This is a genomic window from Streptomyces sp. NPDC060000 (genome assembly GCF_042737375.1).
Classification (GTDB): Bacteria; Actinomycetota; Actinomycetes; order Streptomycetales; family Streptomycetaceae; genus Streptomyces.
Genome location: NZ_JBHWUU010000060.1, coordinates 37,379 through 64,197, shown reverse-complemented (window position 1 = coordinate 64,197; position 26,819 = coordinate 37,379). Strand labels below are relative to the sequence as shown.

Sequence of the window (26,819 nt, the reverse complement as noted above, 5' to 3'; positions counted from 1 at the left end):
GGTCCGGCCCGCGGGCGGCGGACCAACCTGCACCGGCGCTTCGCCGGCCTGGCCGGCCTGCCGTGACGCCGGGCCGGCCAGGCCGTCTGCGCCCGGATCGGCGCCGTCCGCCGCCCCGCCGGGCTCGCTCGGCCCGTCGGCCGGGATGCGGCCCGTCGAACCGTGGCGTCCCGGGGGGCCGACGGTCCCCCGGGCCGGCTCGAGTTGCCCCGGTCCGCTCAAGTCCCCACGCGTGCCGCGGTGTTGACGTACCCCCGGCCCATGACTCACTGTGCGTACACCAGATACGCCCGGTGAACCGACGGCGCCGCCTTGTGGAGGTGTGCCCTGCCGCCCCTCCTCCGCTACCCGACCGTGGACGAACTCGCGGCCCGCGCGGCCGCGCTCGCCGCCCGTGGTTCCGGGGACGTCCGGCTGCGCCGCGTCGGGGTCTCGCGCGCGGGCTCGCCCCTGTGGCTGCTGTCCGTCGGCCGGGGCGCCCGCCAGGCCCTCGTCGTCGCCGGGCCGCACGCCAACGAGCCCGTCGGCGGCGCCACCGTCCTGCGGCTGGCCGAACGCGTCCTCGCCGACCCGCGGCTCACCGCCGGCGCCGACGCCACCTGGAACCTGCTGCTCTGCCTCGACCCCGACGGTCTGCGCCGCAACGAGGGCTGGCTGGCCGGCCCCTACAGCCTCGGCCGCTACTTCCGGAACTTCTTCCGGCCGGGCTTCCTGGAACAGCCCGAGTGGCTCCCCGACGGCGCGGCCGCCGCCGCGCTGCCCGAAACCCGTGCGCTGCTCGGTCTCCAGGACGAACTGAAACCCTTCTTCCAGTGCTCGCTGCACGGTGTCGACGTCGGCGGCGCCTTCGTGGAACTCACCCGCGACCTGCCCGGACTCTCCCGGCGGGTCGCCCATGCCGCCGCCCGCCTGGGCATCCCGCGTGAACTCGGGCCCTACGACACCCTGTACTGGCCCCGCCTGGGCCCCGCCGTCTACCGGATCCCGCCACCGCGCCCACGGGATCTGGCCGCCGCCATCACCGAGGCCGCCGTCGAGTCGACCTGGTACCACCCGCACCGGTACGGCACGGTCACCGCGGTCGTCGAGGCGCCCATGTGGGGTGTCGCCGCCATGGAGGACGGCTCCCCGCCCACCGACCGGGACGCGGTACTGCGTGCCGTGAGCGCCGCCCTGCGCCATGACGCACAGTTGCTGGAACGTATCCTCACGCGCGTGCGGCCGCACCTCGCCGGTGCCCCGGACGCGGCCCGTCTGCTCGCCCCGGTCGACGACTACCTCCTCGTCTGCCCCGGCCTCGCGGACGCCTGGGATCCCGCCACCGCCGACCCCGCGCGGCCGCTCCCACCGCTCAACACCGCCCATCTGACCGCCCTGCGCATCGCGGGCCGCCGGATCGCCGTCCGGACGGCGGGCCTGCTGCACCAGCTCGTCACCGGCACCGGGCGCGATCCGGCCGGCGCACTGCCGGAGCTGGACTGGCTCATCGACGGGTGGTGCGCCGCGTACGAGGAGGAGTGCGGCGCACGCTGGATTCCCGTCGCCCGCCAGGCGGAGTACCAGGCGCGGGTCGTGCTCGCCGCGTTCGAGCTGGCGGGCCGCGGCGCCGCCGGATCCGCCCCTGCCCGTTCGGGTGAGTCGGACTGGGGTACACAGCCGGCCGTGCCGATGCATCGGGAATGACGTACTTCCTCACCTGTCTCCGGTCGGCGAAAGCCGTACGGCGCGCGCTCCCGGCCGCGGCCGCCCTTCTCCTCGTCGTCGGCGCCGCCCCGGCCCTGGCGGTCTCCCGCGACGGCCTGCCCGGCGACTGGCTCCAGCTCACCGTCACCCGCGGCGACTCCCGCTCCAGCGACACCCGGGGCACCCTGCTGCTGTGCGACCCGCCCCAGGGCCACTCCCGCGCCGCGGAGGCCTGCGACGTCCTGGCGCGGGCCGACGGGAACGTCGACGCCCTCACCGGGGACGGCAGCCGCGTCTGCGCGCTCGTGTACGCGCCGGTGACCGTCCGCGCGCAGGGGCGGTGGAACGGGCGCCCGGTCGACTACCAGCACACGTTCAGCAACGACTGCGAGAGGGAGGCGCTGACGGGGGCCGTGTTCGCCCTGGACGACCAGGAGGTGCCCGAGGTCTGAACCGGACGGGGTGGCCACGGGCACCCGCGCGTACCCGTGGCCACCCCGTTCCGACCGCCCGGCCCGGCCGTACCCACTGTCGTCGCGCGCGTCACGCCGCCCGTTCGCGGGCGTGCAGCGCCGCCGCGACGACCGTGCGGGACTGGTGCTCGACCTGGTGCTCCAGGGGCACCCAGCGGGCCCGGAAGCGGTAGGCGAAGGCGTCGCTCCAGGTCTCGACCAGCTGACCCAGACGCGGGGCGGCGTGGTCGTCGCTCTCCTGGAGGACCCGCCACAGCATCGCGGCCGCCCGCAGGGGCAGCCGGCGCGCGAAGGCGTCCACGCTGCCGACGTACGCCATCGTCGTGTCGGCGGGCGGCGTGTCCGTCCAGTCCGCGGCCAGCCCCGGCACCAGCTCCAGCGCCCACTTCGCCGCCCGCAGCAGGGGCCCGTCGACGCCCTCCAGACGCGGCAGTGCCTCGACGAGCACCCGCTCCACCTCCGTGGTGTCCCGCAGCAGCCGCCGCGCCAGCCGCCGTATCGCCGCTGCCGGGTCGGGATGCTGGGCGGGGTCGTCCACCATGTCGCTCGCCCACATCGGCACCTCCACCACCGCGGTCAGACCGCCATAGCGATGCGCGTGGTACCAGGTGCTGTGCCGCGCGTCGTCCGGCATGCTCGGGTACGCCGCCTCCGCCCCGGCGGCCGGCATGACGTGCACGCCGGGCCCCGACGCGGGCCAGCCCGCCGCGTCGGAGGCGCCCGTCTCCACCGGGATGTGCAACTGGGCCGCGGACTTGGCGAACGGCTCGGCGAGACCCGGGATGTCCTTGGTCAGCTGCACCCAGCTGCCGCCCAGATCGGTGCCGTGCAGGGTCACCTGGAGGTAGGGCCGCAGCTCGTCGATGACCCGGGTCAGCGCGCGCGTCTCGGGCGGCAGCCGGTCCGGCGGCAGCACGGCGGGCGACCACTCCGGCTGCTCGGGGCCGGCGGGCCGGAAGAAGCCGAGGTGGTACTCGAGCAGGCTGCGCGGTGCCGGGGTCACATGCAGGCTCGCCCCGTCGGGGTCCGCGCACAGCAGGAAGTGCCAGGACGTCCCGTCCCGCAACTCCCGCTCCTGGACCACCCGTTCGGCCAGCGCCAGCAGTGTCGAGCCCCCGGTCGGCTCGTTGGCGTGGGCGCCCGCGACGACGAGCACGGCCCGCCGGGCGTGCCCCACGGAGAGCAGGTGCAGGGGCCGGCCCGCGCGGGAGACCCCCACCTGCCGCAGGGCGCACATGCCGGGTTGGTGCGCGGTCAACGCCCGGGCAGAAGAGATCAGTTCGGTCACCGTGGGGTAGCGCAGCTCCGGCAGGAGACTCACCCCCGTATTCGTCCGCCCGGCCTTCGCATCCGCAGTACCCCATGGTCTCCGGCAACTGTCAAGAACGCCTGCGGGGAGGCGCCAGGGGGCGCTCGGATGCGTGCGCCGGCGGAGGGTACGGCCGTTCCGCCCTCACTCCTCGGTCTCGCTCCTCGGTCTGGGCGACGGTGTCACCACCCGGCAGGGGCGCCGGTTCGTACACGCGTCCGATGGTCGCCTGTCGGCCGACTCTCACCTGCCGACGCCGACCCTCACCTGCCGACGCCGAAGATCACCTCCGGGGCCTCACTCCGCCCGCTCCAGCAGCGCCACCGGCAGCCGCTCGAACAGCTCCGCCACGCGCACGTGCCCCGTGAACTCCCGCTCGGGAGCCAGCACGTCGGCCCACCTCCCCGGCGGCAGCGCCAGCCGGGTCCCGCGCCAGCCGCCCGCCTCCGCCAGCCGCAGCGGCAGCCGCGTCACGGCCGTGAGGACCCGGCCGGAGCGCGCGAACGCCAGACAGTGGTCCGCGGCCGCTCCCTCCGCGGACAGCGGCTCGTACCCCGCCGGGTCCCCGAACACCTCCGGACGGCGCCGGCGCAGCCGCAGCGCGGCAGCGGTCACCGTGTCCTTGTCGCCGGGAGCCTCCGGCGGGAACCGCACCGGGCGCCGGTTGTCCGGGTCGACCAGCGCCCGGTACTCGCTCTCCGTGCCCTGGTAGAGGTCCGGCACCCCCGGCATCGTCAGATGCACCAGCGCCGTGCCGAGCACGTTCGCGCGGATGTACGGCTCCAGCGTGCCGCGCAGCGCGGCCACCCGCTCACCCGGCACCCCGCACGGCCCCGCCGCCACGAACGCGGCCACCGCCTCCTCGTACGGCGGCTCCTGCTCGGTCCAGCTGGTGTACAGCCCCGCCTCGCGCGCGTGCTTGAGCACCGCCTCCTGGACGCGCTCCGGGGCCGCCGGGCCGAGTCCGAAGACCGTCTGCCAGGCCGCCCACGCCAGCTGCCCGTCCGGCACGCCCTCCTCCGCGCGCGTGACCTCTTCCAGGACGTCCGCCCAGCGCCCCGGGCATTCGGTGAGCACGGCGAGCGCGGCGCGCACGTCGGCGCTGCGCTTGGTGTCGTGCGTCGACACGACGGTCCCGGTGGCCGGCCAGTCGCGCTGCACGCGCGCGCAGTAGGCGTGGAAGCCGGCCGGGGACACGCCAGGGGCGCCCGGGTCGCCGCCCACCTCGTTCGCCGCCAGCAGCGGCACATACCGGTAGAACGCCGTGTCCTCGAGCGACTTGGCGCGCAGCGCGGACGCCGTCTGCGCGAACCGCGCCCGGAACTCCGCCCCCGCCGCGCCCTCCCCGCCGAGCACCAGAGCCCGCACCACGTCCACCGCGCCCGCCTCCTCCGGCACGACGAACGCCTCCCGGGCCTGCGCCGCCGCCTCCTCGGTGACGACGTCGGCCGGGTCGCCCGAGGTGTAGGGCCGGTACACCTCCAGGCGTACGAGCAGCTCCTGCAGCGCCGTCCGCAGGGCCCAGGGCGCCCGGTCGCGCAGCGCGAGGTCGTCCGACCCGGCGCACACCCGTGACGCCACCCGCGTCAGCCGGTTCATCTCGGCCGCCAGTTCGTGCGTGAGCACGCCGTACGCCGCCCGCCGCGCGGTCGCCGCCCAGTCGCCGCCCCGGTCCGTCTGCGGGGCCGCGAAGCGCCGGTAGCGGGTCAGCAGCTCGCCGGCCCCCGCGGGATCGGTGAAGAGGCCGTCGACGTGGCGCAGGGCGTCGTAGCCGGTGGTACCGGCCACGGGCCAGGAGTCCGGCAGCCGCTCCCCGTCGGCGAGGATCTTCTCGACGACCGTCCAGCGGCCGCCGCTCGCCGCGTGCAGCCGCTCCAGGTAGGCGTCGGGGTCGGCGAGGCCGTCGGGGTGGTCCACGCGCAGGCCGTCGACGACGCCCTCGTGCAGCAGGCGCAGGATGGTGCCGTGGGTCGCCTCGAACACCTCCGGGTCCTCCACCCGCACCCCGATGAGCTCGGAGATGCTGAAGAAGCGCCGGTAGTTCAGCTCGGTACGGGCCAGCCGCCACCACACCGGCCGGTACCACTGGGCGTCCAGCAACCGCGGCAGCGGCAGCTTCTCGGTGCCCTCGCGCAGCGGGAGGACGTGGTCGTAGTAGCGCAGGACCTCGCCGTCCACCCGGAGGTGCTCCAACTCGGTCCCGACGGGTCCGCCGAGCACCGGGAGCAGTACCTGCCCGCCCGGTGTCTCCCAGTCGATGTCGAACCAGCGCGCGTAAGGCGACCTCGGGCCCTCCCGCAGCACCTCCCACAGGGCGCGGTTGTGGCGCGGGGCCATCGCCATGTGGTTCGGCACGATGTCCACGACCAGCCCGAGCCCGTGCTCCCGCGCGGTGCGCGACAGTGCCCGCAGCCCCTCCTCCCCGCCCAGCTCCGCACGCACGCGCGTGGGGTCCACGACGTCGTAGCCGTGCGGGGAGCCCGGCACGGACTCCAGGACGGGGGAGAGGTGCAGATGCGAGACACCGAGCGAGGCCAGGTACGGCACGGCAGCCGTCGCGGCCCCGAACGGGAACTCGGGCTGGAGCTGCAACCGGTAGGTCGCCGTCGGCGGCACGGGAACGGAGGCGTCACGTCGCTCAGGGGTCATGACAACCTACGTACCCGTCCCGCCGACTTTCGTGTCATACGCCCCTCCGGGCGGGTCGCGTCAGCGCGCCTCACCGGTCGCTCAGGTCGGCCGCTGCAGCACCCTCATGCTCCGGTCGACCAGTGTGAGCCGGTCCCCGGCCTGCACCCTCGTGTCCGTGTCCGACGTCACCGCCTCCGGGTCCGCGGTGTCCACGACCACCTGCCACTGCCGTCCGAGGTCGACCGGCACCACGAACTCCAGGGGCTTGGCCGAGGCGTTGAACATCAGCAGGAAGGAGTCGTCGGTGATCCGTTCGCCGCGCGCGCCCGGCTCGGAGATCGCGTTGCCGTTGAGGAACACCGACAGCGCGGACGCCTGCGCCCGGTCCCAGTCCCGCGGCGCCATCGGCGCCCCCTCGGGCGTGAACCAGGCGATGTCCGACAGCTCGTCGTGCGTGCCCTCCACCGGCCGGCCGTGGAAGAAGCGGCGCCGCCGGAAGACGGGATGCTCCTTGCGCAGCCACACCAACGCGCGCGTGAAGTCCAGCAGCTCGCTTCCGTCCTCGGGCCACTGGACCCAGGCCAGCTCGCTGTCCTGGCAGTAGGCGTTGTTGTTGCCCTGCTGGGTCCGCCCGAACTCGTCCCCGTGGCTGAGCATGGGCACGCCCTGGGACAGCATCAGCGTGGCGAGGAAGTTCCGCATCTGCCGGGCCCGCAGCTCCAGGACCGCGGGATCCTCGGTCGCGCCCTCCGCGCCGCAGTTCCAGGACCGGTTGTGGCTCTCGCCGTCCCGGTTGTCCTCCCCGTTGGCATCGTTGTGCTTGTCGTTGTACGACACCAGGTCGTGCAGGGTGAAGCCGTCGTGGCAGGTCACGAAGTTGATGGAGGCCAGCGGGCGCCGGCCGTCGTCCTGGTAGAGATCGGAGGAGCCGGTCAGCCGGGAGGCGAACTCGCCGACCGCGCGCGCCTCGCCCCGCCACACGTCCCGCACGGTGTCGCGGTACTTGCCGTTCCACTCGGTCCACAGGGGAGGGAAGTTCCCCACCTGGTAGCCGCCCTCGCCCACGTCCCACGGCTCCGCGATCAGCTTCACCTGGGAGACCACCGGGTCCTGCTGGACCAGGTCGAAGAACGACGACAGCCGGTCCACCTCGTGGAACTGACGGGCCAGGGTCGCCGCGAGGTCGAAACGGAACCCGTCGACGTGCATCTCCAGCACCCAGTACCGCAACGAGTCCATGATCATCTGCAGGACGTGCGGGGACCGCATGAGCAGCGAGTTCCCGGTGCCCGTGGTGTCCATGTAATAGCGGGGGTCGTCCGTCAGCCGGTAGTACGACTGGTTGTCGATGCCCCGGAAGGACAGCGTCGGACCCAGGTGATTACCCTCGGCGGTGTGGTTGTAGACCACGTCGAGGATGACCTCGATGCCCGCCTCGTGCAGCGCCCGCACCGCCGACTTGAACTCCAGGACCTGCTGACCGCGGTCGCCCCAGGAGGCGTACGCGTTGTGCGGGGCGAAGAAACCGATCGTGTTGTAGCCCCAGTAGTTGTTCAGGCCCATGTCGACCAGCCGGTGGTCGTTGACGAACTGGTGCACCGGCATCAGCTCCAGGGCCGTCACCCCGAGCTCCGTCAGATGCTCGATGATCGACGGGTGGGCCAGCGCCGCGTAGGTGCCGCGCAGCTCCTCCGGCAGCCCCGGGTGGCGCATCGTCAGGCCCTTCACATGGGCCTCGTAGATCACCGTGTGGTGGTACTCGGTACGCGGCCTGCGGTCGTCGCCCCAGTCGAAATAGGGGTTGACCACGACCGAGGTCATCGTGTGGGGCGCCGAATCGAGGTCGTTGCGCCGTTCGGGGGCGTCGAAGTGGTAGCCGTACACCTCCTCGCCCCACCGGACCGAACCGCTGATCGCCTTCGCGTACGGGTCGAGCAGCAGCTTCGCCGAGTTGCAGCGCTGCCCGCGCGCGGGTTCGTAGGGACCGTGCATCCGGAATCCGTAACGCTGTCCGGGCATGACGCCCGGCAGATACGCATGCCGGACGAACGCGTCGCTCTCGCGCAGTTCCACCGCCGTCTCCGAGCCGTCGTCGTGCAGCAGACACAGCTCTACTCGGTCCGCGGCCTCCGTGAAGACCGCGAAGTTGGTGCCGGCGCCGTCGTACGTGGCACCGAGGGGATACGCCTCTCCAGGCCAGACCTGCATGGACTCGACTCTTTCAGGTGTCTCGCCCCTGCGGGGGCGCCTTGAGTCCGAGTCTCCAGGAAAGTGAGGGAACCACCTGTGACTTACGCCCCTCTTACCCGACGACCAGTGCACGGGACGACAGGCGACACACGCCCCGTGCCGAACCAGTGGGGCAGAAACGTACTCCCGGGCAATAGGGGGAGTAGGGGGAATTTGTGCGCACGACAGTGCGCCGCCACCTGGGCAAGGTGGTGGCGGGTACGGCCATCGCGGTGGCCGCGACGGCCGTGATGGTGGGGATCACCCTGCCGGGCACGGCGGGGGCGGACGACACGGGAGGCGGCAGGAGCGGGCAGGCCACCGGACAGGTGGCCGGACAGGTGACCGGACAGCAGCAGGGGGACCCGGCGGCGGTACGGCCCGGTGTCGTCGAGGAGGCGCCCGCCGAGGGCACGAAGGGCAAGGGCCGCGACCCGCTCACCGACGACGAGATCACCCGCGTCGAGAAGATCGCGCTCGACCGGCAGCAGTTCAACGCGAGCGAGGACGTGGACGGCGACCGCGGCCCGCAGCGCCTCGGCGTGGACCTCGCCGAGCCCGCGGCCGACGAGGTGGACGACCCCGACGCGCCCCGGCGCGCGGTGGTGTCGTTCTACGACTACAAGGACGACTCGCTCCTCACCAGGACCGTCAACCTCGACACCGGCAAGGTCGAGGACACCGGCACCCAGCACGGCGTCCAGCCGCCGCTCAGCGCCGCCGAGCAGAGCGAGGCCGCGAGCCTGCTCATCGCCGACCCGCTCGGCGCGGGCCTGAAGGCCGACTTCAAGGACGCCACCGGCAAGGAGCTCAGCTCCCCGGACCAGCTGCAGATCGCCGCCATGGTCTACCGGGCGGTGCCGGGCGCCGAGCCCGCCGTCCTCGACCAGTGCGGGCAACACCGCTGCGTACGGCTGCTGCCGAAGGTCAAGAACGGCCCGTGGATCGACGCCCGGTCCCTGGTGATCGACCTCAGCACCCGCAAGGTCGCCCGGCTCACCGGCTGAATCCGTAGCAGGCCCACCCCCACGTCCGTTTTCCGACTTGCTTCCCGGAGCGGGAGGCAAAGGGAGTCATGTCCTCATGCGTGTTCCGAATCTGATCGGCGGCCTCCGGCCGCGGGGCATCAGCCGTGCCCGCAAGGGGGCGGCCGCCGGGCTCTGTGTGGCCGCGCTGGCCGCCGGCGCGACCGCCGGGGCCGGCCCGGCCGCCGCCCAGCCGAAGGCGGCCCCCGCGGCCGCCGCCGACTGCAGCGCCGCCTACCGCATCGAACAGAAGCTCTCCACCGGTACCACCTGGCGCATGTGCTGGCGCTTCGAGGCCAAGTCCGGCCTGGTCCTGGAGAAGATCTCCTACCAGCCTCCCGGCGAGGCCAAGCCGATCAGGGTCCTCAACAGCGCCAAGATCGCGCAGATCCACGTGCCGTACGACGACGGCAAGAACGAGTACAACGACATCACCGACTACAACTTCGGCTCGGGGCTGGTCAACATGGCCCCCGCCGAGTGCCCCGGCGGCACCATCCGGACGGTGAAGGTGCCCGAGTCCTTCTCCGACAACCCGAACGTCAAGGGTCTGTGCACCACGACCCGCACGCGTGGTCACGCCTACCGGATGCAGGCCGACACGGGCAACAAGGTCTTCCAGACTCAGGGCAAGGACCTGCTGATCTACACCGTCAACAAGGTCGGCTGGTACGAGTACATCACCGAGTGGCGCTTCTCCGACGACGGCGCCATCAACATGAACGTCGGTGCCACCGGGAGTCTGTCGCCCTTCGACTACGACGCCGGTGACGGCCGCGGCTGGCCGATAGGCAAGGGCGCCAAGTCCTACGCCACCAGCCACAGCCACAACGTCTTCTGGCGGCTCGACTTCGGCCTCGACGGTTCCTCGGCCACCAAGGTGGAGCAGTACGACTCGGTGGTCAGCCCGCCCGCGGGCGGACAGCAGGGCCCGACGAGCAAGACCACCCGCACGCCCGTCACCAAGGAACTCGCGGGCGACGCCAAGAACATGCGCTGGTGGCGCATGGTCAGCGCGACCGGCAAGAACAAGGACGGCCACGCCCGCTCCTACGAGCTCGTCCCCGGCGCCACCACCAAGTACTCGGGGCGCCACTTCACCCAGCACGACGTCTACTTCACCCAGTACAACCGGTGCGAGCAGTACGCCAGCAACAACGTCCGCGACTGCGGCAGCCCCCTGCACGGCACCTCCGTCGACAAATGGGTGAACGGACAGACCCTCACCCACCCCGTGACCTGGGTGAACGTGGGCTTCCACCACATCGCCCGGGACGAGGACCAGCAGCCCATGCCGGTCCACTGGCAGGGCTTCTCGCTGGTCCCCAGGGACGTCACCGCTATGAATCCGCTCACTCCGTCCGCGCTCGCCGGACAGAACGGTCAGACGATCAACGGTAGTTGAGAAACGACCTGTCCATCCGGCTGCACCGCCGACCGCTCCCGGAGTACCCTTCCTTGATCGTTGGGACGGGGAGTGCTCGGGGGAGCGGAAGGCGGTGCGCGGGTGGGCTCGGGAGGGCTGGAGCTGCCCCCTGGTGACGAGGGTCACGAGGGGGGCTCCGCAGACGTCCCGCCCGGCACGGTGTCCCTGGCCCGGCCGATGGAGACGAACGCCATCGGACCGGAACTGGACTGGGACGCCGAGGCCTGGCGCGAGGTACGCACCCGCGCCCAGCGGGCCGGCCGGGCCTACATCTGGCTGAACCTCGTCGAACAGCGACTGCGCGCCGTCGTGGCCGCCGTGCTGCGGCCCATCTACGAACCCGTCCACGGCGACGAGTGGGTGGTCGCCGCGGCCGGACCCGCCGGACAGGAGTGGGTGCAGCGCGCGGTCGCCGTACGCGAAGTCAGCCGCCGCAAGGGCTACTTGCTCGACCCGGCCGACGACAACGTCATCTCCTTCCTCACGCTGCCGCAGCTGCGCGAGCTGATGGTGCAGCACTGGCCGTGCTTCGAGCCGTACTTCGACGACCGCCGGGACGTCGAACTCGCCCTGGACGAGCTGGAGGTGACCCGCAACGTCGTCTCCCGCAACCGGGCGCTGTCCGAGGCCGTCCTGAACCAGGCCGAACGGGCCTCCGCGCGCCTGCTGGAGATGCTCGGCACGAGTGGCGACGTGCCCTCGGCGCGCCGGCTGCCCGTCGACGCCGTCGAGGACCTCGTCGGTGACCGGTACGCGGACGTGGTCGCCGTCCACACCGACCGGGTGCGGCTGCTGCGCCAGTTCCCCGCCGAGGACATCTTCGACGGCGCCCGCCGGCTCGACGCCATCGGCATCGGCCTGAACCTGCTCGTGCAGAACTTCTCCGGCCGCCGCCTGGTGCGCCTCGCCGAGGCCGGCGCCCGCGTCCGGCTGCTGTTCCTCAACCCCGCCTCCAGCGCGGTCAAGCGCCGCGAGCGCGAACTCGGCATGAAACGCGGCGAGCTGAGCCGGGCCGTGGAGATGAACATCCTGCACATGCGCCGGGTCCGCGCCCGGCTGCGCGACCCGGGAGCCTTCCAGATCCAGGTGTACGACGAGACGCCCCGCTTCACCGCCTACCTCGTCGACGGCGACGGCACCGACGGCATCGCGGTGATCCAGTCCTATCTGCGTCGTATGCGCGGGATGGAGGCGCCGGTGCTGGTACTGCGCAACGGCAACCGGGTGGTCAAGCCGGGCGAGGTGGACGACGGCGGACTTTTCTCCGCATACCGCGAGGAGTTCGAGCTGGCCTGGGTGGACTCGCGGCCGGTGTCCTGAATCGTCCGCTTCCGTCCGAGGGGAAGCGGAACGCGGTCCTCTGATTGTCAGTGGCGCATGCGAGGGTGGAGACCACTGGGGGAAGCACCACCAAGAAGGGGGGCCACCATGGCCTGGTACCGGGAGCTGCTTGTCGGCTTCGACCTGGAGACGACCGGGACGGACCCGCGCGAGGCGCGCATCGTCACGGCAGCCGTGATCGAGGTCAGGGACGGGCAGGTCCTGGGACACCGCGAGTGGCTGGCGGACCCGGGCGTGGAGATCCCGCCGGAAGCGGTGGCGGTGCACGGGATCAGCAACGAGCGGGCCGCGGGCGAGGGCGCCCCCGCCGACCGGGTCGCGGACGCGATAGCCGACGTCCTCGTGGGCTACTGGCGCACCGGCGTCCCGGTCGCCGCCTACAACGCGGCCTTCGACCTGACCCTCCTCTCCGCCGAACTGCGACGCCACGGCCTGCCCTCCCTGAGCGACCGCCTGGGTGGCCTGGACCCGGCGCCGGTCGTCGACCCGTACACCATCGACCGCTCGGTGGACCGCTACCGGCGCGGCAAGCGCAACCTCGAGGCGGTCTGCGGCGAGTACGGCGTCCTGCTCGACTCCGCGCACGACGCCTCCGCCGACGCCCTCGCGGCGGCCCGTCTCGCCTGTGCGATAGCCGTCCGCCACCCCAAGGTCGCGGCCCTCGGCCCGGCGGAGCTGCACCGCCGTCAGATCGAGTGGTACGCCGAGTGGGCGGCGGACTTCCAGAGCTTCCTGCGCCGCAAGGGCGACACGGACGCGGTGGTGGACGGCGCCTGGCCGATGCGGGCGCCGGCGGAGAAGACCGTCTGAGGCTTTCGCCTGCGAGCGCGCCGGGGCGGGTGGGCGGCCGGCCCGCTCCGTGCCCGCGGCCGACCTCGTCGGCCTCCCGGCCGCCGTCACCGTCGGCCGACCACCGCTCCCGCGTCCCCGACCGCCATCACCCGCCGTACGACCGCCCGCGCCGGTCGGTGGACGAGGTGGACTCGGTGGACCCGCCGGTGTCCTTCCCGAGCCGGGCGGCGGCCCGCCACGCACGCAACAGCTGGGTCAGAACGGATACCACCGCACCGCCTCGTCCCCGTCCCGCAGCGAGGCCACCCGGCGCCGGAACTCCGTGAGGGCCTTGGGGCTGGTGGGCGCGTGCTGGGCTACCCAGGCACAGCTCGCCGTCTCGCGGGCGCCCCGCAGGACCGTGCAGCCCGCCCACTCCCGCACGTCCCAGCCGTAGGTCTCCGTGAAGGAGCCGTACGCCTCGGCGGGCAGCCCGTACCGGTCGCGGGACAGCGCCATCACCACCAGGTCGTGCTCGCGCAGATCGGCGGAGACGGTCTCCAGGTCGACCAGGACCGGTCCTTCGGGGCCGATGTGCACATTGCGGGGCAGCGCGTCGCCGTGGATCGGGCCGGGCGGCAACTCCGGGGTGAGCGCGGCGGCGGCCGTGGCGAAGCCGTCGCGGCGCTCGCGCAGATACGCCGCGTCCGCCGGGTCGACGGCGTCGCCCGCGAGCCGCAGCCAGCGTTCGACTCCCGACAGCAGATCACGCGCGGGCAGGCCGAAGGAGGGGGTGGGCAAGGCGTGCACGAGGCGCAGCAGTTCGGCCAGATCCCGTGGCCCGGCGGGCCGCACCGGGTCGGGCAGCCGGTGCCACAGGGTCACCGGATGCCCGTCGACGAGCAGCGGCTTCGGCTCGGCCGCCCGCACCGCCGGGACGCCCGCCCCGGCCAGCCAGGCCGCGACGTCCAGTTCGCGCCGGGCCCGGTCGAGGAGCTCGGCGTCGCGGCCCACCTTGACCACCAGGTCCCCGGCGGCGAACACCGCGTTCTCGCCCAGAGCGAGGAGCCGTGCGTCCGCCGCCGCGCCGGGCAGCACGTCCGCCGCGGCGAGTACGTCCCGCGCCCGTGCCTCGTCCATCGTCCGCCTCCGTGTGGTTCTCCAGCCCGGTCCTGCCGGACGGCGTCGGGTTCCGGCCATCCGACGGCCAGTGTCGCATTCGCACAGATCGGGGTGTGCGCACGGTGTCTTGACGGGGTACAGCACCTTCACGACCATGGCGGGGCCCGTCGGAGCCGCGGGAAGGGGGCCGGTCCGGTGTCGTTGGCGACCGAGAAGAGACGGACCGTGCGCCGCGCGCCCGGCACGGGCCCGCCGAACGCCACCACGGCCCACGGCGCGTGGTTTCTCGTCCTGCCCGCCCTGATCCCCGTCCTCGTGCTGAGCGTCGGTCCACTGCTGTACGGGATCCTGCTGGCGTTCACCGATGCCCAGTCGGGCCGCACCGCGCCCACCCGGTGGATCGGCGCCCTCAACTTCTCCGACCTGCTGCACGACACGCTCTTCTGGGAGTCGTTCCGGATCGGCCTGGTCTGGGCGGTCGGCGTGACCGTCCCGCAGTTCCTGCTCGCCCTCGGCCTCGCCCTGCTGCTCGACCAGGATCTGCGGCTGCGCCGGCTGGCCCGCGCCCTCGCGATCATCCCCTGGGCGATGCCCGAGGTCGTGGTGGGTGTCATGTGGCGGCTCGTCTACAACCCGGACGCCGGCATCCTCAACGAGACCCTGCGCGACTTGGGCCTGGGTGACGGGCGGGACTGGCTCAGCGGGCTGGCGACGGCCCTGCCCGCGGTGATCGTCGTGGGCGTGTGGGCGGGCATGCCGCAGACGACGGTCGCCCTGCTCGCCGGCCTCCAGAACACCCCGCGGGAACTGCACGAGGCGGCCGCGGTGGACGGCGCGGGCGCCTGGCGCCGCTTCCGGACGGTCACCTGGCCCGCCCTGCGGCCCATCGCCCTGGCCATCACGGCCCTCAACTTCGTCTGGAACTTCAACTCCTTCGCCCTGGTCTATGTGCTGACCAACGGCGGACCCGGCGGCCGCACCCGGCTGCCCATGCTCTTCGCCTACGAAGAGGCCTTCCGCTACGGCCAGTTCGGGTACGCGGCGGCGATGGGCTGTGTGATGGTCGCGGTGATCTCGGTGTGTCTGGCCCTGTTCCTGGTCGGCCGGATCAGGGGAGGCGACGACGCGTGAGGACCCGTCCCGCGGCCCGCGCAGGCCAGTACGCGGCCCTGCTCGCCTACCTCGTCTTCCTCGCCTTTCCCTTCCTCTGGCTCGTTTCCGTCGCGTTCAAGCCCGCGCGCGAACTGGGCAGCCTGCACCCCACCTGGATCCCGAAGAACCCGACCCTCGCCAACTTCCGCCAGGCGTTCGACGAACAGCCCCTGCTGCACGCCGCGTTCAACTCGCTGCTCGCCGCGGTGAGCGCCGCCGTGATCGCCGTCGTCCTCGCCACGCCGATGGCGTACGTCATGGCACGGCAGCGCACCCGGCTCGCGCGGGCCGCGTCCGGGTGGGTGGTGGTCAGCCAGGCGTTCCCGTTCGTGCTGGTCATCATCCCGCTGTTCCTGGTGCTGAAGAACCTGCGGCTGATCGACTCCGTGCCGGGGCTGGTGATGGTGTACGTGGTCTGGGCGCTGCCGTTCGCGCTGTGGATGCTCGTCGGATACGTCCGGGCCGTCCCCGTGGAACTGGAGGAGGCGGCGGCGATCGACGGGGCCGGGCGGCTGCGGACGCTGGTCTCGGTGACGGCGCCGCTGCTCGCTCCGGGCATCGTCGCGACCGGGCTGTTCGCGTTCGTCACGGCGTGGAACGAGTTCTTCTTCGCGCTGGTGCTGCTGAAGACCCCGGAGAAACAGACCCTGCCGGTCGTGCTGACCCACTTCATCGGCACGGAGGGCGTCGCCGACCTCGGGCCGCTGGCCGCCGCCGCCTCCCTGGCCACCCTCCCCTCGCTGGTCGTCTTCGCCCTCATCCAGCGACGGATCACGGGTGGCATGCTCGCCGGGGCGGTGAAGAGCTGATGCGGACCAGAGCGCTGATCGTGGTCGTCCTGCTGCTCCTCGCGGGCTGCTCCGGCGGGGGCGGGGGCGACGGCGGCCCCGTCACCCTGCGCTTCCAGTCCCTGGCCTGGCAGGAGGAGTCCGTCCGGGCCGGCAAGGAACTGGTGAAGGAGTGGAACGCCACTCATCCGGACGTCAAGGTCGACTACATTCAGGGGAGTTGGTCCAGCGTCCACGACCAGCTCCTCACCTCCTTCGAGGGCGGCGAGGCCCCCGACATCATCCATGACGCCTCCGACGACCTCGCCGACTTCGCCTACGGCGGCTACCTCGCCGATCTGAGCGACCTGCTGCCAGCGCGCCTCAAGTCGGACATCCGGCGGCGCAGTTGGGAGACGACGACCTTCGGCGACGGCGTCTACGGCGTGCCGTTCCTCCAGGAGCCGCGCGTTCTCGTCGCGAACGCGACCTGGCTGAAGCGCTCCGGCGTACGCATCCCGACCCCCGAACTGCCCTGGAGCTGGGCGGAGTTCCGCAAGATCACCGAGCAGCTCAGCGGTGACGGCAGGTACGGCGTGGCCTGGCCGCTGAAGGAGCCCGTCTCCGCCACTCTCAACCTCTCCCTGTCGGCGGGCGGGCAGCTGTTCCACCGGGCGGCGGACGGCGAGGTCACCGTCCGCTTCGAGGTCGGCGACGAGGTCGTGCCGCGCACCATCCACGACCAGGCCGGTACCGACCACAGTGCCTCGCCCACGACGCTGGGCAGCGGCGGCTCGGACACCCTGCCGGGGTTCTTCGGCGGCAGATACGCGATGGTCCCGCTCGGGTTCTCCTACCGTCAGCAGATCGTGCAGCAGGCACCCAAGGGGTTCGACTGGCAGGTGCTGCCCGCCCCGGCGGGCGCCGACGGACTCGCCCAGGGCGTCAGCCCGCAGACGCTGTCGGTCGCCGAGGACAGCCGTCACAAGAAGGAGGCCGCGGCCTTCATCGACTTCCTGCTCCGGCCGGAGAACATGGTGCGCCTCGCACTCGGCGACTGGATGCTGCCGACCGGCACGCAGGCGCTGGCCGACCCCGCCCTGCACACGACGAAGGACGACTGGGCGACCGGCACCGCCCTCGCCGCGCACCTGCGCCCGGCGCCCGCCCAGTCCGTCCGGGGCTACCCCGAGTGGAAGGACAAGGTCGCGACCCCCGCGTTCCAGGAGTACTACAGCGGGGCGATCGGGCTCGGTGAACTGCGCGAGCGGCTCGAGAAGGACGGCAATCTGGTGCTGGCGCGCTACCAGCGCTGAACGGCCGGGTTCAGGGCACGGCGGGGCCGGTGACGAGTTGCCCCCGGTCGTCGTACGGCCAGACATTGGGGACACAGCCGTTCATGCCCTTGATCTGCTGCATCATCGCCGGGGCGGGTTTGCCCGGGCCGGGACAGCCGACATGGTTGTGGCCGAGGAAGTGGCCGACCTCGTGGTTGACGATCAGCGCGCGGTAGGCCGTGACGTCCTTGGCGTAGACGGGGGTGGCCAGCAGCCAGCGCTTGAGGTTGACCATGACGCTGTCGGCCACGTTGCAGTTGACCTCGCCGCCCGTCTCCAGCCCGTACTCCCCGCAGATCTTGTCCACGGTGCCGGGCGTCGCGACCCGTACGACGAAGTCGACGGAGCCGTCGGCGACCCGTCGGAACGCCGAGTGACCGTCCGCCGTCCAGCCGCGCCGGTCGGCCAGGATGATCTCCACCTGCCGGGCGACGGTCGCGGCGGACAGACCGGTGCCGTCCTCGATGTCGACCCGGTAGCGCAGTGCCGTGCCCTTGCCCACCTTGGCGCTCGAGCCGGCCGCGGTGGTGAAGGTGCCGGGACCGGAGGCGGGGATGTCCGACTCGGACGTACCGCCGGACGTTCCGGCCGACGTACCGCCGGATGTTCCGGCCGACGTACCGCCGGATGTTCCGGCCGACGTACCGCCGGACGTCCCGGCCGACGGGCTGCCAGAGGTGCGCGCGGCGGAGCCGGCCGCCGGCCCGGTGGGTGCCGGGCCGGCGGGTGCGGAGCCGGACGCCCCGGATCCGCTCGGCTCGGCGGACGCGGTGGAGCCGGCTTCGGCCGTGGTCCCGCCCGAGTCGGCGGACGTCCAGCCCACGGCCGCCAGACCGGCGGCGCCCAGGAGGGCCAGCGCGGCCGTCCCACCCCACACGGAACCCCTGCGGACGCGTCGGCCGGCGGCGTGCGTGGGGCCGCTCCGACGACGACCGGTGGGGGAAGGAGTTTCTTTGTGCGCGGTCATGGTTGTTCAGATTGTGATCGCTATATGATCGGATCTGGCCCGAGCCATAACAAAATGGTAACGACCCGATCGGTTCCGTTTCATGTGATCATCCGGTAACAGAGTCCCGAACAGGCCGACCGCCTACGGATACTGAGCGCATGCCACGAGTTCTGCTGATCGAGGACGACCGAGCCGTGCGGGACGGCGTCGCCCTCGCGCTGCGCCGTCAGGGTCACGAGGTCGCCGCCGCCGGGACGGGCGAGGAGGGACTGACCCGGCTGCGGTCCTTCCGGCCCGACGTCGTGGTGCTGGACCTGATGCTGCCCGGCCTGCCCGGTCTGGACGTCTGCCGCAGGATGCGCGACCTGGACCAGACGCTGCCGATCATCATGGCGACCGCGCGGGGCGACGACGAGGACATCGTTGTCGGTCTCGAGGCGGGGGCCGACGACTACGTGGTCAAGCCCGTACCGGCGCGGGTTCTCCAGGCCCGGATCCGTGCCGTTCTGCGCCGGGCGGCCGGCGTGCCCGCCGACGGCGGCATACCGAAGATCGACACCTACGGCGACCTGGCCGTCGACCGGGCCGGACTGTCGGTCACCTGGCAGGGATCGCCGGTCCCCCTCGCCCCGTCCGAACTGCGGCTGCTGCTGACCCTGTCCGCCTCGCCCGGCCAGGTGTTCAGCCGGCAGCAACTCCTCGAGGCGGTCTGGCAGCACAGTTACCACGGCGACGCGCGCCTGGTGGACGCCTGCGTCAAACGACTGCGCGCCAAATTGGGCGAGCCCCCGCGCGAGCCGCGCCACATCCAGACCGTACGCGGCTTCGGCTACCGGTTCGCCGCCCGGTGAGGCCCCTGCGGACCCGGGTCGGGGCACATCGGCTGCGCGGTCTGCGCGTACGCCTGGTGGTGGCGTTCGCGCTGGTCGCCGCGCTCACCGCCACGACCACCGGCGCGCTCACCTTCCGGGAGGCGCGCACCGGGGTGCTCCAGCAGAGCCAGGACACGGTGATCGAGCGGCTGCGCACCCAGGTCACCCGGCTCGCCCCCGAACTCGTCCTGCCGCCCGGCCCGGTTGAACTGCGGGAATTCGCGGCCGAGGTGGCCGGCGCCGAGCCGTCGGGCGCCTGGCGTGTGCTGGTCGTCTACCGCGGGCTGAAGGCCACCTCCGCCCCCGACGACCCGTTCGGGGAACTGACGCCCGCCCTGCGCGAGGCCGTGAACTCCAGGTCGGCCACCGTCTTCCAGCGGGTGAACCACGCGGACCACACCGCGCTCGTCGTCGGCATGTCGGTCGCCTTCACCACCTCCGTGTCGGGCGGTTGGCCCCCCTCCGGCCTCCGAGTGTTCCTGACGGTGCCGCAGACCACCGAACAGGCCTATGTGGACGCCCTGGTCACTGCCGTGGAACGGGCCGCCGTGCCCGCCCTGGCCCTCGCCGTACTGCTCGCGCTGCTCGCCGCCCGCGGGGTGCTGCGGCCGGTACGCGCGCTGCGGGACGCCACCCGCAGCATCGCCGAGGGCCGGCTGGACACCCGTCTCGCCGTCGACGGCTCCGACGAACTCGCCGAACTGTCACACACGTTCAACGAGACAGCCGCCGCCCTGGAGGAGTCGGTGGCCGAGCTGCGCGGCATGGAGGCGCGGGCCCGGCGGTTCGCCGCCGACGTCTCGCACGAGCTGCGCACCCCGCTGGCCGCCATGTCGGCCGTCACCGACGTCCTCGACGAGGACGCGGCGGGTCTCGACCCCGACACCGCCATCGCGGTCCGGCTGATCAGCGAGGAGACCGTGAAACTGGCCCGGCTCGTGGACGACCTGATGGAGATCTCCCGCTTCGACGCGGGCGCGGTGGTGCTGCACCTGGACGAGATCGACCTCGCCGAGTCCCTCCGGCGCACCCTCGCCTCCCGCGGCTGGACCGACCTGGTGGACGCCCGTCTGCCGGAGCCGGACGCGCTGCGCGGACGCGTCGACCCGCGCCGCCTCGACGTCGTGGTCGCCAACCTGGTCGGCAACGCCCTGCGGCACGGCGCCCGTCCGGTGGGGCTGCGCCTGCACGAGGCCGTGGGGCCCGGCGCCGGGCGGCGGGCGGTCATCGAGGTGCTGGACAGCGGGCCCGGCATCCCCGAGGGCGTGCTGCCGCATGTCTTCGAACGCTTCTACAAGTCGGACGCCGCCCGGTCCCGGACCGAGGGCAGCGGTCTGGGGTTGGCGATCACCGAGGAGAACGTGCGGATGCACGGCGGGACCGTCCGGGCGGCGAACCGGCCGGAGGGCGGCGCCGTCTTCACCGTGGAACTCCCGCTGCGCCGGGACGAGCCGGCGGGGGAGGAGCGAGCGTGAGGGCCGTACGGAGAGCTGTGCTGCTGTGCGTTCCGGCGTGGTGCGCGCTGGTCTCCTGCGGCATCCCGGCGACCGGTGTGGTGGAGGCGGGCGGCCCGGCGCACGGGATCGTGCCGATGGTGCGGGTCTACCTCGTAAGGGCGGGCTCCCTGGTCGCCGTCCCCCGCAGACCGGTCACGGCGATCGACGCCGAGTCGGCCGTGTGGAGCCTCCTGGAGGGTCCGACGGAGGCGGAGCGGGCGAAGCGGCTGACCACGCTGCTGCCGCCGCTGACGCCCGTTCCGACTCTCGACCCGAGCGTTCCTCCCAGCAAGGGAGCCGACGTCGGTCCCACAGCCGTGGCTCCGACCTCGGCACCTATGTCGGTGGACAGACGCGACGATGGGGTGTCGATCCAACTGCACTACGCGACCGACGGGTTGGCCGACCTCGCGATGGCGCAGCTGATCTGTACGGCAGCCGAGGCGCAGCGCACCGCCGACTTCACCGCCGAGAGCGTGACGGTGACGGTGACGGACGGGCTCGGCCGGAGCGTGCGGGGAACCGACGAGCACTGCCCCGACGCCTGACCCGCGTTGTCCCGGTCGCGCGAACCCGATTGCACGAGACGTATCGTCTCGCTTACGGTCGACGCCATGACCAGTCGCCCCGCCCACATCGCCATGTTCTCCATCGCCGCCCACGGCCACGTGAACCCGAGCCTCGAGGTGATCCGCGAGCTCGTGGCGCGCGGGCACCGGGTGACGTACGCGGTTCCGCCCGTCTTCGCCGAGAAGGTCGCCGCCACCGGAGCCGAGGTCAGGCCGTGGCACTCGACGCTGCCTTCGCCCGACGACGACCCCTCCGCCTGGGGGAGCACCCCTCTCGACAACGTGGAGCCCTTCCTGGCCAACGCGATCCAGGCGCTGCCCCAGCTGATCGAGGCGTACGACGGGGACGAGCCGGACCTGGTGCTGCACGACATCACCGCCTACCCGGCCCGCGTCCTCGCCCACCGCTGGGGCGTCCCGGCGATCTCCCTCTCGCCCAACCTCGTGGCCTGGGAGGGTTACGAGGAGGAGATCGCCGAACCGATGTGGGCGGAGCCGAAGAAGACGGAACGCGGAAAGGCCTACTACGCGCGTTTCCACGCCTGGCTGGAGGAGAACGGGATCGGTGAGCACCCCGACTCCTTCGTCGGCCGCCCGGCCCGCTCCCTCGTGCTGATCCCCAGGGTGCTGCAACCCCACGCCGACCGGGTCGACGAGAGCGTGTACACGTTCGTCGGCGCCTGTCAGGGCGACCGCGTCGCCGAGGGCGGGTGGACCCGGCCCGCGCACGCCGAGAAGGTCGTCCTCGTCTCGCTGGGCTCGACCTTCACCGGCCGGCCGGACTTCTACCGGGAGTGCGTGCGCGCCTTCGGCGGGCTGCCCGGCTGGCACCTCGTGCTCCAGATCGGCAGGCATGTCGGCCCCGCCGAGCTGGGCACCGTACCGGACAACGTCGAAGTGGTCTCCTGGGTACCGCAGTTGGAAGTCCTGAAGCAGGCCGACCTGTTCGTCACGCACGCCGGCGCGGGCGGCAGCCAGGAGGGGCTGGCCACGGCCACGCCGATGATCGCCGTACCGCAGGCCGTCGACCAGTTCGGCAACGCGGACATGCTCCAGGGGCTCGGTGTGGCCCGGCGGATCCCCACCCGTGGGGCGACGGCCGAGACCCTGCGCGAGGCCGCCCTCGCGCTCGTCGACGATCCGGAGGTGGCCGGCCGGCTCGAGGGGATCCGGGCGGAGATGGCGCACGAGGGCGGCACCCACCGGGCGGCGGACCTCGTCGAGGCCGAGCTGGCCGGTGACCGGGGCTGAGCCCGGACCGGGTCGTGAGGCGGGCGCGCGTGAACCCGGCACGGGTGAGGGCCCGTTGACTCCCCCGGGAGGTCAACGGGCCCTCGGTTCAACCTGCTTCAGGGCGGACTCGCAGCGGTGTCAGACCTTCAGCGGCTCGCCCTCGTCGTCCCGGGTCACCGGCGCGACCGCCTCCGGCGACTCGTCGTGCGTGAGGTCGGGCAGCCAGCCCAGCCACTTCGGCAGATACCAGTTGCGCTCGCCGAGCAGCGCCATCACGGCCGGGAGCAGCACGCCCCGGATGATCGTCGCGTCGATCAGCACCGCGGCCGCCAGGCCCACGCCCATCTGCTTCATGGACTGCATGGACAGCGTGCCGAAGATCGCGAACACGGCGACCATGATGACGGCGGCACTGGTGACCACGCCGGCCGTGGTGACCACACCGTGTTTGATGGCCTCGTTCGTCGTACGGCCCCGCAGCCGGGCCTCGCGGATTCGCGAGACGACGAACACGTGGTAGTCCATCGACAGGCCGAACAGGATCACGAAGAGGAACAGCGGCAGCCAGGTGATGATGGCGCCGACGCCCTCGGCACCCACCAGTGAGGCGCCCCAGCCGTGCTGGAAGACGGCGACCAGGATGCCGTAGGCGGCGCCCACCGACAGCAGGTTGAGCACGATCGAGGTGATCGCGACGGTCAGCGAGCGGAACGACAGCAGCATCAGCAGGAAGGCGAAGACCACGACGAACGCGAAGACGGGAGCGACGGCTCCGGCGAGCTGGTCGTTGAAGTCCTTCGAACCGGCAACCTGTCCGGTGATCGGCGCCTGGACGCCGTCGATCCTGCCGAGCGTGGCGGGCCGCACCTCGTCGCGCAGTGTGTCCAGGCTGGCACCCGCCTTGTCCAGGTCGGAGCCGCCGACCAGCGGAACGTACACGTACGCGATGTTCTGCGCGTCGTGCAGCTTGATCTCGACCGGGCCGCGCGAGGCGCCCGAGCTGACCGCCTGCTCCTTGAACGCCGCGAGCGCCGTCTTCACCTCGGCGGCGTTGATGTCGTCCGCCTTGACGACCACCTCGGCCGGTTCGGAGCCGCCCGGGAAGGCGTCGTTGACCCGGTTGTAGGTCTGCACGATGGGCAGCGAGTCGCCGAACTCCTGGTCCAGGGTGAGGTTCTGGGTGTGCATGCCGACCGCCGGTGCGGCGATCGCGAGCAGTGCGCCGGCCGCCACGACCAGCGAGACGGCGGGCTTGGCGAGGACGACCTTCAGGACGGCGCTCCAGAACCGGCTGCCCTCGACGGCGCGGTCGCCCTTGCCGTTCCTGCGGCGCTTGTCGGGGTGCAGGAACGGGATCCGGCCCTTCTCCACCCGATGGCCGAGCAGCGAGAGCAGCGCGGGCAGCACGGTCACCGAACCGACCATGGCGACCGCGACCACCATCAGGGAGGCCAGGCCCATCGCCTGGAACGTGGCGAGCCCGGTGAACAGCATGCCCGCCATCGCCACGCACACGGTGACACCGGAGACGATCACGGCACGGCCACTGGTCGCCGCGGCGATCCGCAGAGCGGTTTCCGGATCGCGCCCGGCGGCCCGCTCCTCGCGCTCCCGGCGCAGATAGAACAGGCAGTAGTCGACGCCCACGGCCAGACCGACCAGCAGCATCACGGAGCTCGAGGAGTCGTCCATCGGCTGGAAGTGGCTGACGATGCCCATCAGGCCCATCGTCGCCATGATCGCCGTGACCGCGAGGGCCACCGGCAGCAGCGCCGCCACCAGCGCGCCGAACGCGATCAGCAGGATGCCCAGGGCCACCGGCACGGCGGAGTACTCCGCCTGCTGGAAGTCGTCACCGAAGGCGTCGTCGAACGTCTTCCGCATGCTGGCGCCGCCGATCTCCTCGATCCGCAGCGAGGAGTGGTCCTTCTGCACGCCCGCGACGGCATCGAGAACCGGCTCGACCCGCTCGCCCGCGGTGTCGGAGTCGCCGCGCATGTCGAACTGCACGAGCGCGCTGCGACCGTCCTTGGAGATCGTCTTCGTGTCGTACGGCGAGGTCACGTCGGTGACCTTGCCGGTCTTGTCGACGGCCGCGACGACCGCGGTGACGGCGGCCCTGAACTCCGCGTCCGTGGCCTTGACGGAGCCGTCCTTCGACTGGACGAGGACGGTCTCGCTGGCCGGCTCACTGATGCCGGCGTCCTCGACGATCTTGGCCGCCGTGTGGGTCTCGCCCCCGAGCTGGTCGCTGTCCTTGAGCTTGACCGTGCCCGCCGCCGAACCGATCCCCATGGCCAGGACGACGAACAGCACCCAGATGCCCACGGCGGCCCATCGGTGCCGGGCGCTCCAGCCGCCGGCCCGCGCGGCGATGCCCCGCACCCGTATATGTCCGTTCCCCATGACGGGCCTGCCCTCTTGTGATGCGGTGGAAGCCCCCTGCCGCCACCTTCCGATTCGAAGGTATGGGCTGGATAAGGCCATCTCCTCGTGCTGGCCGGTGAGGTGTGCGGCACGCGAGTCCTCCCGTCGGACCCCGCTCTCTCACCTCTGGGGAGGACAGAGGCCCCTTACATCTAGTCGGGGATCTCGGGGGCGGCGATCAGGGTGCCGGTCATTACGAAAGTTTGTTGAACAAGTCACGGGCCTGTGGAGATGTCCGGCAGCTGTTGCTCCACACCCCGCCGATCGGCCAGAGTTTCCACGGGACCTCCAGCCCGGCCGCGGCCGTCGTGCCCACCCCCACGGGGCACGACGGCCGCCTAAGGTGAGCGGATGACGACGACGTACGCGGCACTGCTGCGCGGCATCAACGTGGGCGGCAGCAGGAAGGTCCCCATGGCCCAACTGCGCACCCTGCTGGAGGAACTCGGCCTCGGGGACGTCCGCACCCACCTCCAGAGCGGCCAGGCCGTCTTCTCCTGCGGACACGGGGACGAGGAGAGCCTCGCCGCCGAGCTCGCGGCGGCGATCGAGAAGCACTTCGGCTTCGCCGTCGGCGTGATCGTGCGCGACCACGCCTATCTGAAGGCGGTCGCCGACGCCTGCCCCTTCCCGGCCGCCGAGCTGGAGGCCAAGCAGCTCCACGCCACGTACTTCTCCACCCCCGTCGAGGCGGAGCGCTACGCCGAAATCGACCGGGCCGCCCACCTGCCCGAGGAGTTCCGCCTCGGCGACCGCGTCCTGTACCTGTACGCCCCCGAGGGCCTCGGCCGGTCCAAGCTCGCCGAGCAACTGTCCAGGCCCCGCCTGAACAAGGGGCTGATCGCCACGACCCGGAACTGGAACACCGTCGTCAAACTGGTGGAGATGACGGAATGACAGGGGCGGATCTCTTCCCGCGCTTTTGACGACGCGAACACACGACTGTGCGAGGCTCGTCCCATGCGCTACGTCATCATCGGGGCAGGGGCAGTCGGCGCCACGGTCGGCGGACGACTGACGGAGGCCGGGCAGGAGGTCGTTCTGGTCGCGCGCGGCGCGCACCGGACGGCGCTCGCCGAGGACGGACTGCGGCTCAGGGTTCCGCAGGGCGAGCTGACGTACCGGCTGCCGGTCGTCGACGGGCCGGACGGGCTCGGCACCCTGCGCGCCGACGACGTCCTCCTCCTCGCCGTGAAGACGCAGGACACCGAGGCGGCGCTGCGGGTATGGGGCCCGGCCCCGGTCGAGGGCGGCGGCACGGCCGCCGAGAGGCTGCCCCTGGTCTGCGCGCAGAACGGGGTGGAGAGCCCGCGACTCGCCCTGCGCCGCTTCCGGCACGTCTACGGCGTGTGCGTCTGGCTCCCCGCCACCCATGTCGAACCCGGCGTCGTCTCCGCCGCCGGCACCCCGCTCACCGGGATCCTCCACCTCGGCCGGTACCCGCACGGCACCGACGACACGGTCCGCCGGATCGCCGCCGACCTGGAGAAGGCGTACTTCGAGGCACCGGTCGTACCCGACGTCTCCCGCTGGCAGTACGCGAAGCTGCTGGCCAACCTGGGGAACGCCCTGGAGGCGGTGAGCGGCCCGGTCGGCGACCCCGGGGCCGAGGCGCTGTACGCGAGGGTGCGGGCCGAGGGCGAGGCCGTGCTGCGGGCCGCCGGGATCGTGTGGACGAGCACCGAGGAACAGCGGGCCCTGCGCGGGGACAAGGTCACCCTCGTCCCGCTGGACGGCGTCCCCCGTGGCGGCGGTTCCTCCTGGCAGTCCCTCAGCCGTGGCGCCGGAACGATCGAGGCCGACCACCTCAACGGGGAGATCGCGCTCCTCGGGCGTCTGCACGGCGTACCGACCCCGCTGAACGAGCTGCTGCAACGGCTCGCCAACGAGTTCGCCAGGGAACACAGGGCCCCCGGATCCCTGCCGCTGCCGGAGCTGATCCGGCTGGCCGACGAAGCTGTCGCGTTTGTTCAAGAGCCCCGGGGCCCCGCTGCCTAGCGTGGGACC

General features: G+C 72.3%; 21 protein-coding genes and 1 pseudogene. 15 read left to right on the top strand and 7 right to left on the bottom strand.

All coding sequences use genetic code 11. The features are described 5' to 3' along the window. Window positions 1–354: 354 nt before the first annotated feature. Both ACFWBB_RS28550 and ACFWBB_RS28545 read left to right on the top strand, forming a co-directional pair. Window positions 355–1,683 carry a M14 family zinc carboxypeptidase gene (locus tag ACFWBB_RS28550; RefSeq protein WP_385278030.1) on the top strand — a complete coding sequence of 443 codons (1,329 nt, stop codon included), beginning with the start codon at window positions 355–357 and terminating at the stop codon, window positions 1,681–1,683. Further along, entirely contained in the window at window positions 1,680–2,135 is a 456-nt protein-coding gene (locus tag ACFWBB_RS28545; protein ID WP_385278028.1) for an SSI family serine proteinase inhibitor, read from the top strand. Before ACFWBB_RS28550 ends, ACFWBB_RS28545 begins: the two co-directional genes overlap by 4 nt. A 91-nt stretch (window positions 2,136–2,226) precedes the next feature. Here ACFWBB_RS28545 and ACFWBB_RS28540 read toward each other — a convergent pair whose 3' ends face one another. From ACFWBB_RS28540 to glgX, 3 genes are all read right to left on the bottom strand, one after another. Beyond that, complete coding sequence (locus ACFWBB_RS28540; protein ID WP_385278026.1) at window positions 2,227–3,477, bottom strand: M14 family zinc carboxypeptidase; 1,251 nt, start codon at window positions 3,475–3,477, stop codon at window positions 2,227–2,229. A gap of 285 nt (window positions 3,478–3,762) precedes the next feature. After that, window positions 3,763–6,114 carry a malto-oligosyltrehalose synthase gene (gene treY, locus ACFWBB_RS28535; RefSeq protein ID WP_385278024.1) on the bottom strand — a complete coding sequence of 784 codons (2,352 nt, stop codon included), beginning with the start codon at window positions 6,112–6,114 and terminating at the stop codon, window positions 3,763–3,765. An 81-nt stretch (window positions 6,115–6,195) separates the two neighbouring features. Next, on the bottom strand, window positions 6,196–8,304 hold the full coding sequence (gene glgX, locus ACFWBB_RS28530) for a glycogen debranching protein GlgX (protein WP_385278022.1): 2,109 nt from the start codon (window positions 8,302–8,304) through the stop codon (window positions 6,196–6,198). A 197-nt stretch (window positions 8,305–8,501) separates the two neighbouring features. On the opposite strand from glgX, the gene ACFWBB_RS28525 reads away from it, so the two are divergent. The 4 genes from ACFWBB_RS28525 to ACFWBB_RS28510 all read left to right on the top strand — a co-directional run bounded on the left by ACFWBB_RS28525 (window position 8,502) and on the right by ACFWBB_RS28510 (window position 12,927). Next, window positions 8,502–9,332, top strand: coding sequence for a Tat pathway signal sequence domain protein (locus ACFWBB_RS28525; RefSeq protein WP_385278020.1), 831 nt, complete (start codon window positions 8,502–8,504; stop codon window positions 9,330–9,332). Between the two features lie 76 nt (window positions 9,333–9,408). Beyond that, a complete protein-coding gene (locus ACFWBB_RS28520; RefSeq protein WP_385278018.1) occupies window positions 9,409–10,755 on the top strand; it encodes a copper amine oxidase in 1,347 nt (448 codons plus the stop codon). A gap of 102 nt (window positions 10,756–10,857) precedes the next feature. After that, window positions 10,858–12,096, top strand: coding sequence for an SAV2148 family HEPN domain-containing protein (locus tag ACFWBB_RS28515; protein ID WP_385278016.1), 1,239 nt, complete (start codon window positions 10,858–10,860; stop codon window positions 12,094–12,096). Between the two features lie 108 nt (window positions 12,097–12,204). Beyond that, complete coding sequence (locus ACFWBB_RS28510) at window positions 12,205–12,927, top strand: 3'-5' exonuclease (RefSeq protein WP_385278014.1); 723 nt, start codon at window positions 12,205–12,207, stop codon at window positions 12,925–12,927. A gap of 127 nt (window positions 12,928–13,054) precedes the next feature. Here ACFWBB_RS28510 and ACFWBB_RS28505 read toward each other — a convergent pair whose 3' ends face one another. Continuing rightward, window positions 13,055–13,180 carry a hypothetical protein gene (locus ACFWBB_RS28505; protein ID WP_385278012.1) on the bottom strand — a complete coding sequence of 42 codons (126 nt, stop codon included), beginning with the start codon at window positions 13,178–13,180 and terminating at the stop codon, window positions 13,055–13,057. Continuing rightward, window positions 13,165–14,028 carry a phosphotransferase enzyme family protein gene (locus ACFWBB_RS28500; protein ID WP_385278010.1) on the bottom strand — a complete coding sequence of 288 codons (864 nt, stop codon included), beginning with the start codon at window positions 14,026–14,028 and terminating at the stop codon, window positions 13,165–13,167. The genes ACFWBB_RS28505 and ACFWBB_RS28500 overlap by 16 nt, the downstream gene beginning before the upstream one ends. Before the next feature lie 177 nt (window positions 14,029–14,205). Here ACFWBB_RS28500 and ACFWBB_RS28495 point away from each other — a divergent pair, with 177 nt between their 5' ends. Genes ACFWBB_RS28495 through ACFWBB_RS28485 form a run of 3 tightly spaced genes read left to right on the top strand, consistent with a single transcriptional unit; the run spans window position 14,206 to window position 17,245 of the window. Then, a complete protein-coding gene (locus ACFWBB_RS28495) occupies window positions 14,206–15,141 on the top strand; it encodes a carbohydrate ABC transporter permease (protein WP_385278008.1) in 936 nt (311 codons plus the stop codon). Then, window positions 15,138–15,971, top strand: a complete 834-nt coding sequence (locus tag ACFWBB_RS28490) for a carbohydrate ABC transporter permease (RefSeq protein ID WP_385278006.1) — start codon at window positions 15,138–15,140, stop codon at window positions 15,969–15,971. The genes ACFWBB_RS28495 and ACFWBB_RS28490 overlap by 4 nt, the downstream gene beginning before the upstream one ends. Beyond that, window positions 15,971–17,245, top strand: a complete 1,275-nt coding sequence (locus tag ACFWBB_RS28485; protein ID WP_385278004.1) for an ABC transporter substrate-binding protein — start codon at window positions 15,971–15,973, stop codon at window positions 17,243–17,245. The genes ACFWBB_RS28490 and ACFWBB_RS28485 overlap by 1 nt, the downstream gene beginning before the upstream one ends. 10 nt (window positions 17,246–17,255) lie before the next feature. Here the strand turns inward: ACFWBB_RS28485 and ACFWBB_RS28480 are convergent, their stop codons facing one another. Next, entirely contained in the window at window positions 17,256–18,233 is a 978-nt protein-coding gene (locus ACFWBB_RS28480) for a DUF3152 domain-containing protein (protein ID WP_385278002.1), read from the bottom strand. Window positions 18,234–18,373: 140 nt separating this feature from the next. On the opposite strand from ACFWBB_RS28480, the gene ACFWBB_RS28475 reads away from it, so the two are divergent. From ACFWBB_RS28475 to mgt, 4 genes and pseudogenes are all read left to right on the top strand, one after another. Beyond that, window positions 18,374–19,066 (top strand): response regulator transcription factor, encoded by a 693-nt coding sequence (locus tag ACFWBB_RS28475; protein ID WP_385278000.1) that lies wholly within the window; start codon window positions 18,374–18,376, stop codon window positions 19,064–19,066. Between the two features lie 5 nt (window positions 19,067–19,071). Continuing rightward, window positions 19,072–20,562, top strand: coding sequence for a sensor histidine kinase (locus tag ACFWBB_RS28470; protein ID WP_385278033.1), 1,491 nt, complete (start codon window positions 19,072–19,074; stop codon window positions 20,560–20,562). Further along, entirely contained in the window at window positions 20,559–21,131 is a 573-nt protein-coding gene (locus ACFWBB_RS28465; RefSeq protein ID WP_385278035.1) for a hypothetical protein, read from the top strand. The genes ACFWBB_RS28470 and ACFWBB_RS28465 overlap by 4 nt, the downstream gene beginning before the upstream one ends. Then, window positions 21,128–22,403: pseudogene (mgt, locus tag ACFWBB_RS28460) on the top strand (macrolide-inactivating glycosyltransferase). The gene ACFWBB_RS28465 and the pseudogene mgt overlap by 4 nt, the downstream one beginning before the upstream one ends. A gap of 120 nt (window positions 22,404–22,523) precedes the next feature. Here the strand turns inward: mgt and ACFWBB_RS28455 are convergent. Beyond that, the gene (locus ACFWBB_RS28455) at window positions 22,524–24,791 is read right to left on the bottom strand and encodes an MMPL family transporter (RefSeq protein WP_385277998.1); all 2,268 of its coding nucleotides are present in this window, start codon (window positions 24,789–24,791) and stop codon (window positions 22,524–22,526) included. Between the two features lie 372 nt (window positions 24,792–25,163). Between ACFWBB_RS28455 and ACFWBB_RS28450 the strand changes: the two genes are divergently transcribed. Beyond that, complete coding sequence (locus ACFWBB_RS28450) at window positions 25,164–25,709, top strand: DUF1697 domain-containing protein (RefSeq protein WP_385277996.1); 546 nt, start codon at window positions 25,164–25,166, stop codon at window positions 25,707–25,709. Between the two features lie 63 nt (window positions 25,710–25,772). Further along, entirely contained in the window at window positions 25,773–26,810 is a 1,038-nt protein-coding gene (locus ACFWBB_RS28445; protein WP_385277994.1) for a ketopantoate reductase family protein, read from the top strand. The last annotated feature ends 9 nt before the right edge of the window (window positions 26,811–26,819 follow it).

What these genes read in the sequence shown, in the direction of transcription:
- glgX (WP_385278022.1), bottom strand. Translation starts at nt 8,304, where the DNA reads ATGCAGGTCTGGCCTGGAGAGGCGTATCCCCTCGGTGCCACGTACGAC.
- treY (WP_385278024.1), bottom strand. Translation starts at nt 6,114, where the DNA reads ATGACCCCTGAGCGACGTGACGCCTCCGTTCCCGTGCCGCCGACGGCG.
- ACFWBB_RS28475 (WP_385278000.1), top strand. Translation starts at nt 18,374, where the DNA reads ATGCCACGAGTTCTGCTGATCGAGGACGACCGAGCCGTGCGGGACGGC.
- ACFWBB_RS28500 (WP_385278010.1), bottom strand. Translation starts at nt 14,028, where the DNA reads ATGGACGAGGCACGGGCGCGGGACGTACTCGCCGCGGCGGACGTGCTG.
- ACFWBB_RS28480 (WP_385278002.1), bottom strand. Translation starts at nt 18,233, where the DNA reads ATGACCGCGCACAAAGAAACTCCTTCCCCCACCGGTCGTCGTCGGAGC.
- ACFWBB_RS28520 (WP_385278018.1), top strand. Translation starts at nt 9,409, where the DNA reads ATGCGTGTTCCGAATCTGATCGGCGGCCTCCGGCCGCGGGGCATCAGC.
- ACFWBB_RS28455 (WP_385277998.1), bottom strand. Translation starts at nt 24,791, where the DNA reads ATGGGGAACGGACATATACGGGTGCGGGGCATCGCCGCGCGGGCCGGC.
- ACFWBB_RS28485 (WP_385278004.1), top strand. Translation starts at nt 15,971, where the DNA reads ATGCGGACCAGAGCGCTGATCGTGGTCGTCCTGCTGCTCCTCGCGGGC.
- ACFWBB_RS28450 (WP_385277996.1), top strand. Translation starts at nt 25,164, where the DNA reads ATGACGACGACGTACGCGGCACTGCTGCGCGGCATCAACGTGGGCGGC.
- ACFWBB_RS28545 (WP_385278028.1), top strand. Translation starts at nt 1,680, where the DNA reads ATGACGTACTTCCTCACCTGTCTCCGGTCGGCGAAAGCCGTACGGCGC.
- ACFWBB_RS28445 (WP_385277994.1), top strand. Translation starts at nt 25,773, where the DNA reads ATGCGCTACGTCATCATCGGGGCAGGGGCAGTCGGCGCCACGGTCGGC.
- ACFWBB_RS28510 (WP_385278014.1), top strand. Translation starts at nt 12,205, where the DNA reads ATGGCCTGGTACCGGGAGCTGCTTGTCGGCTTCGACCTGGAGACGACC.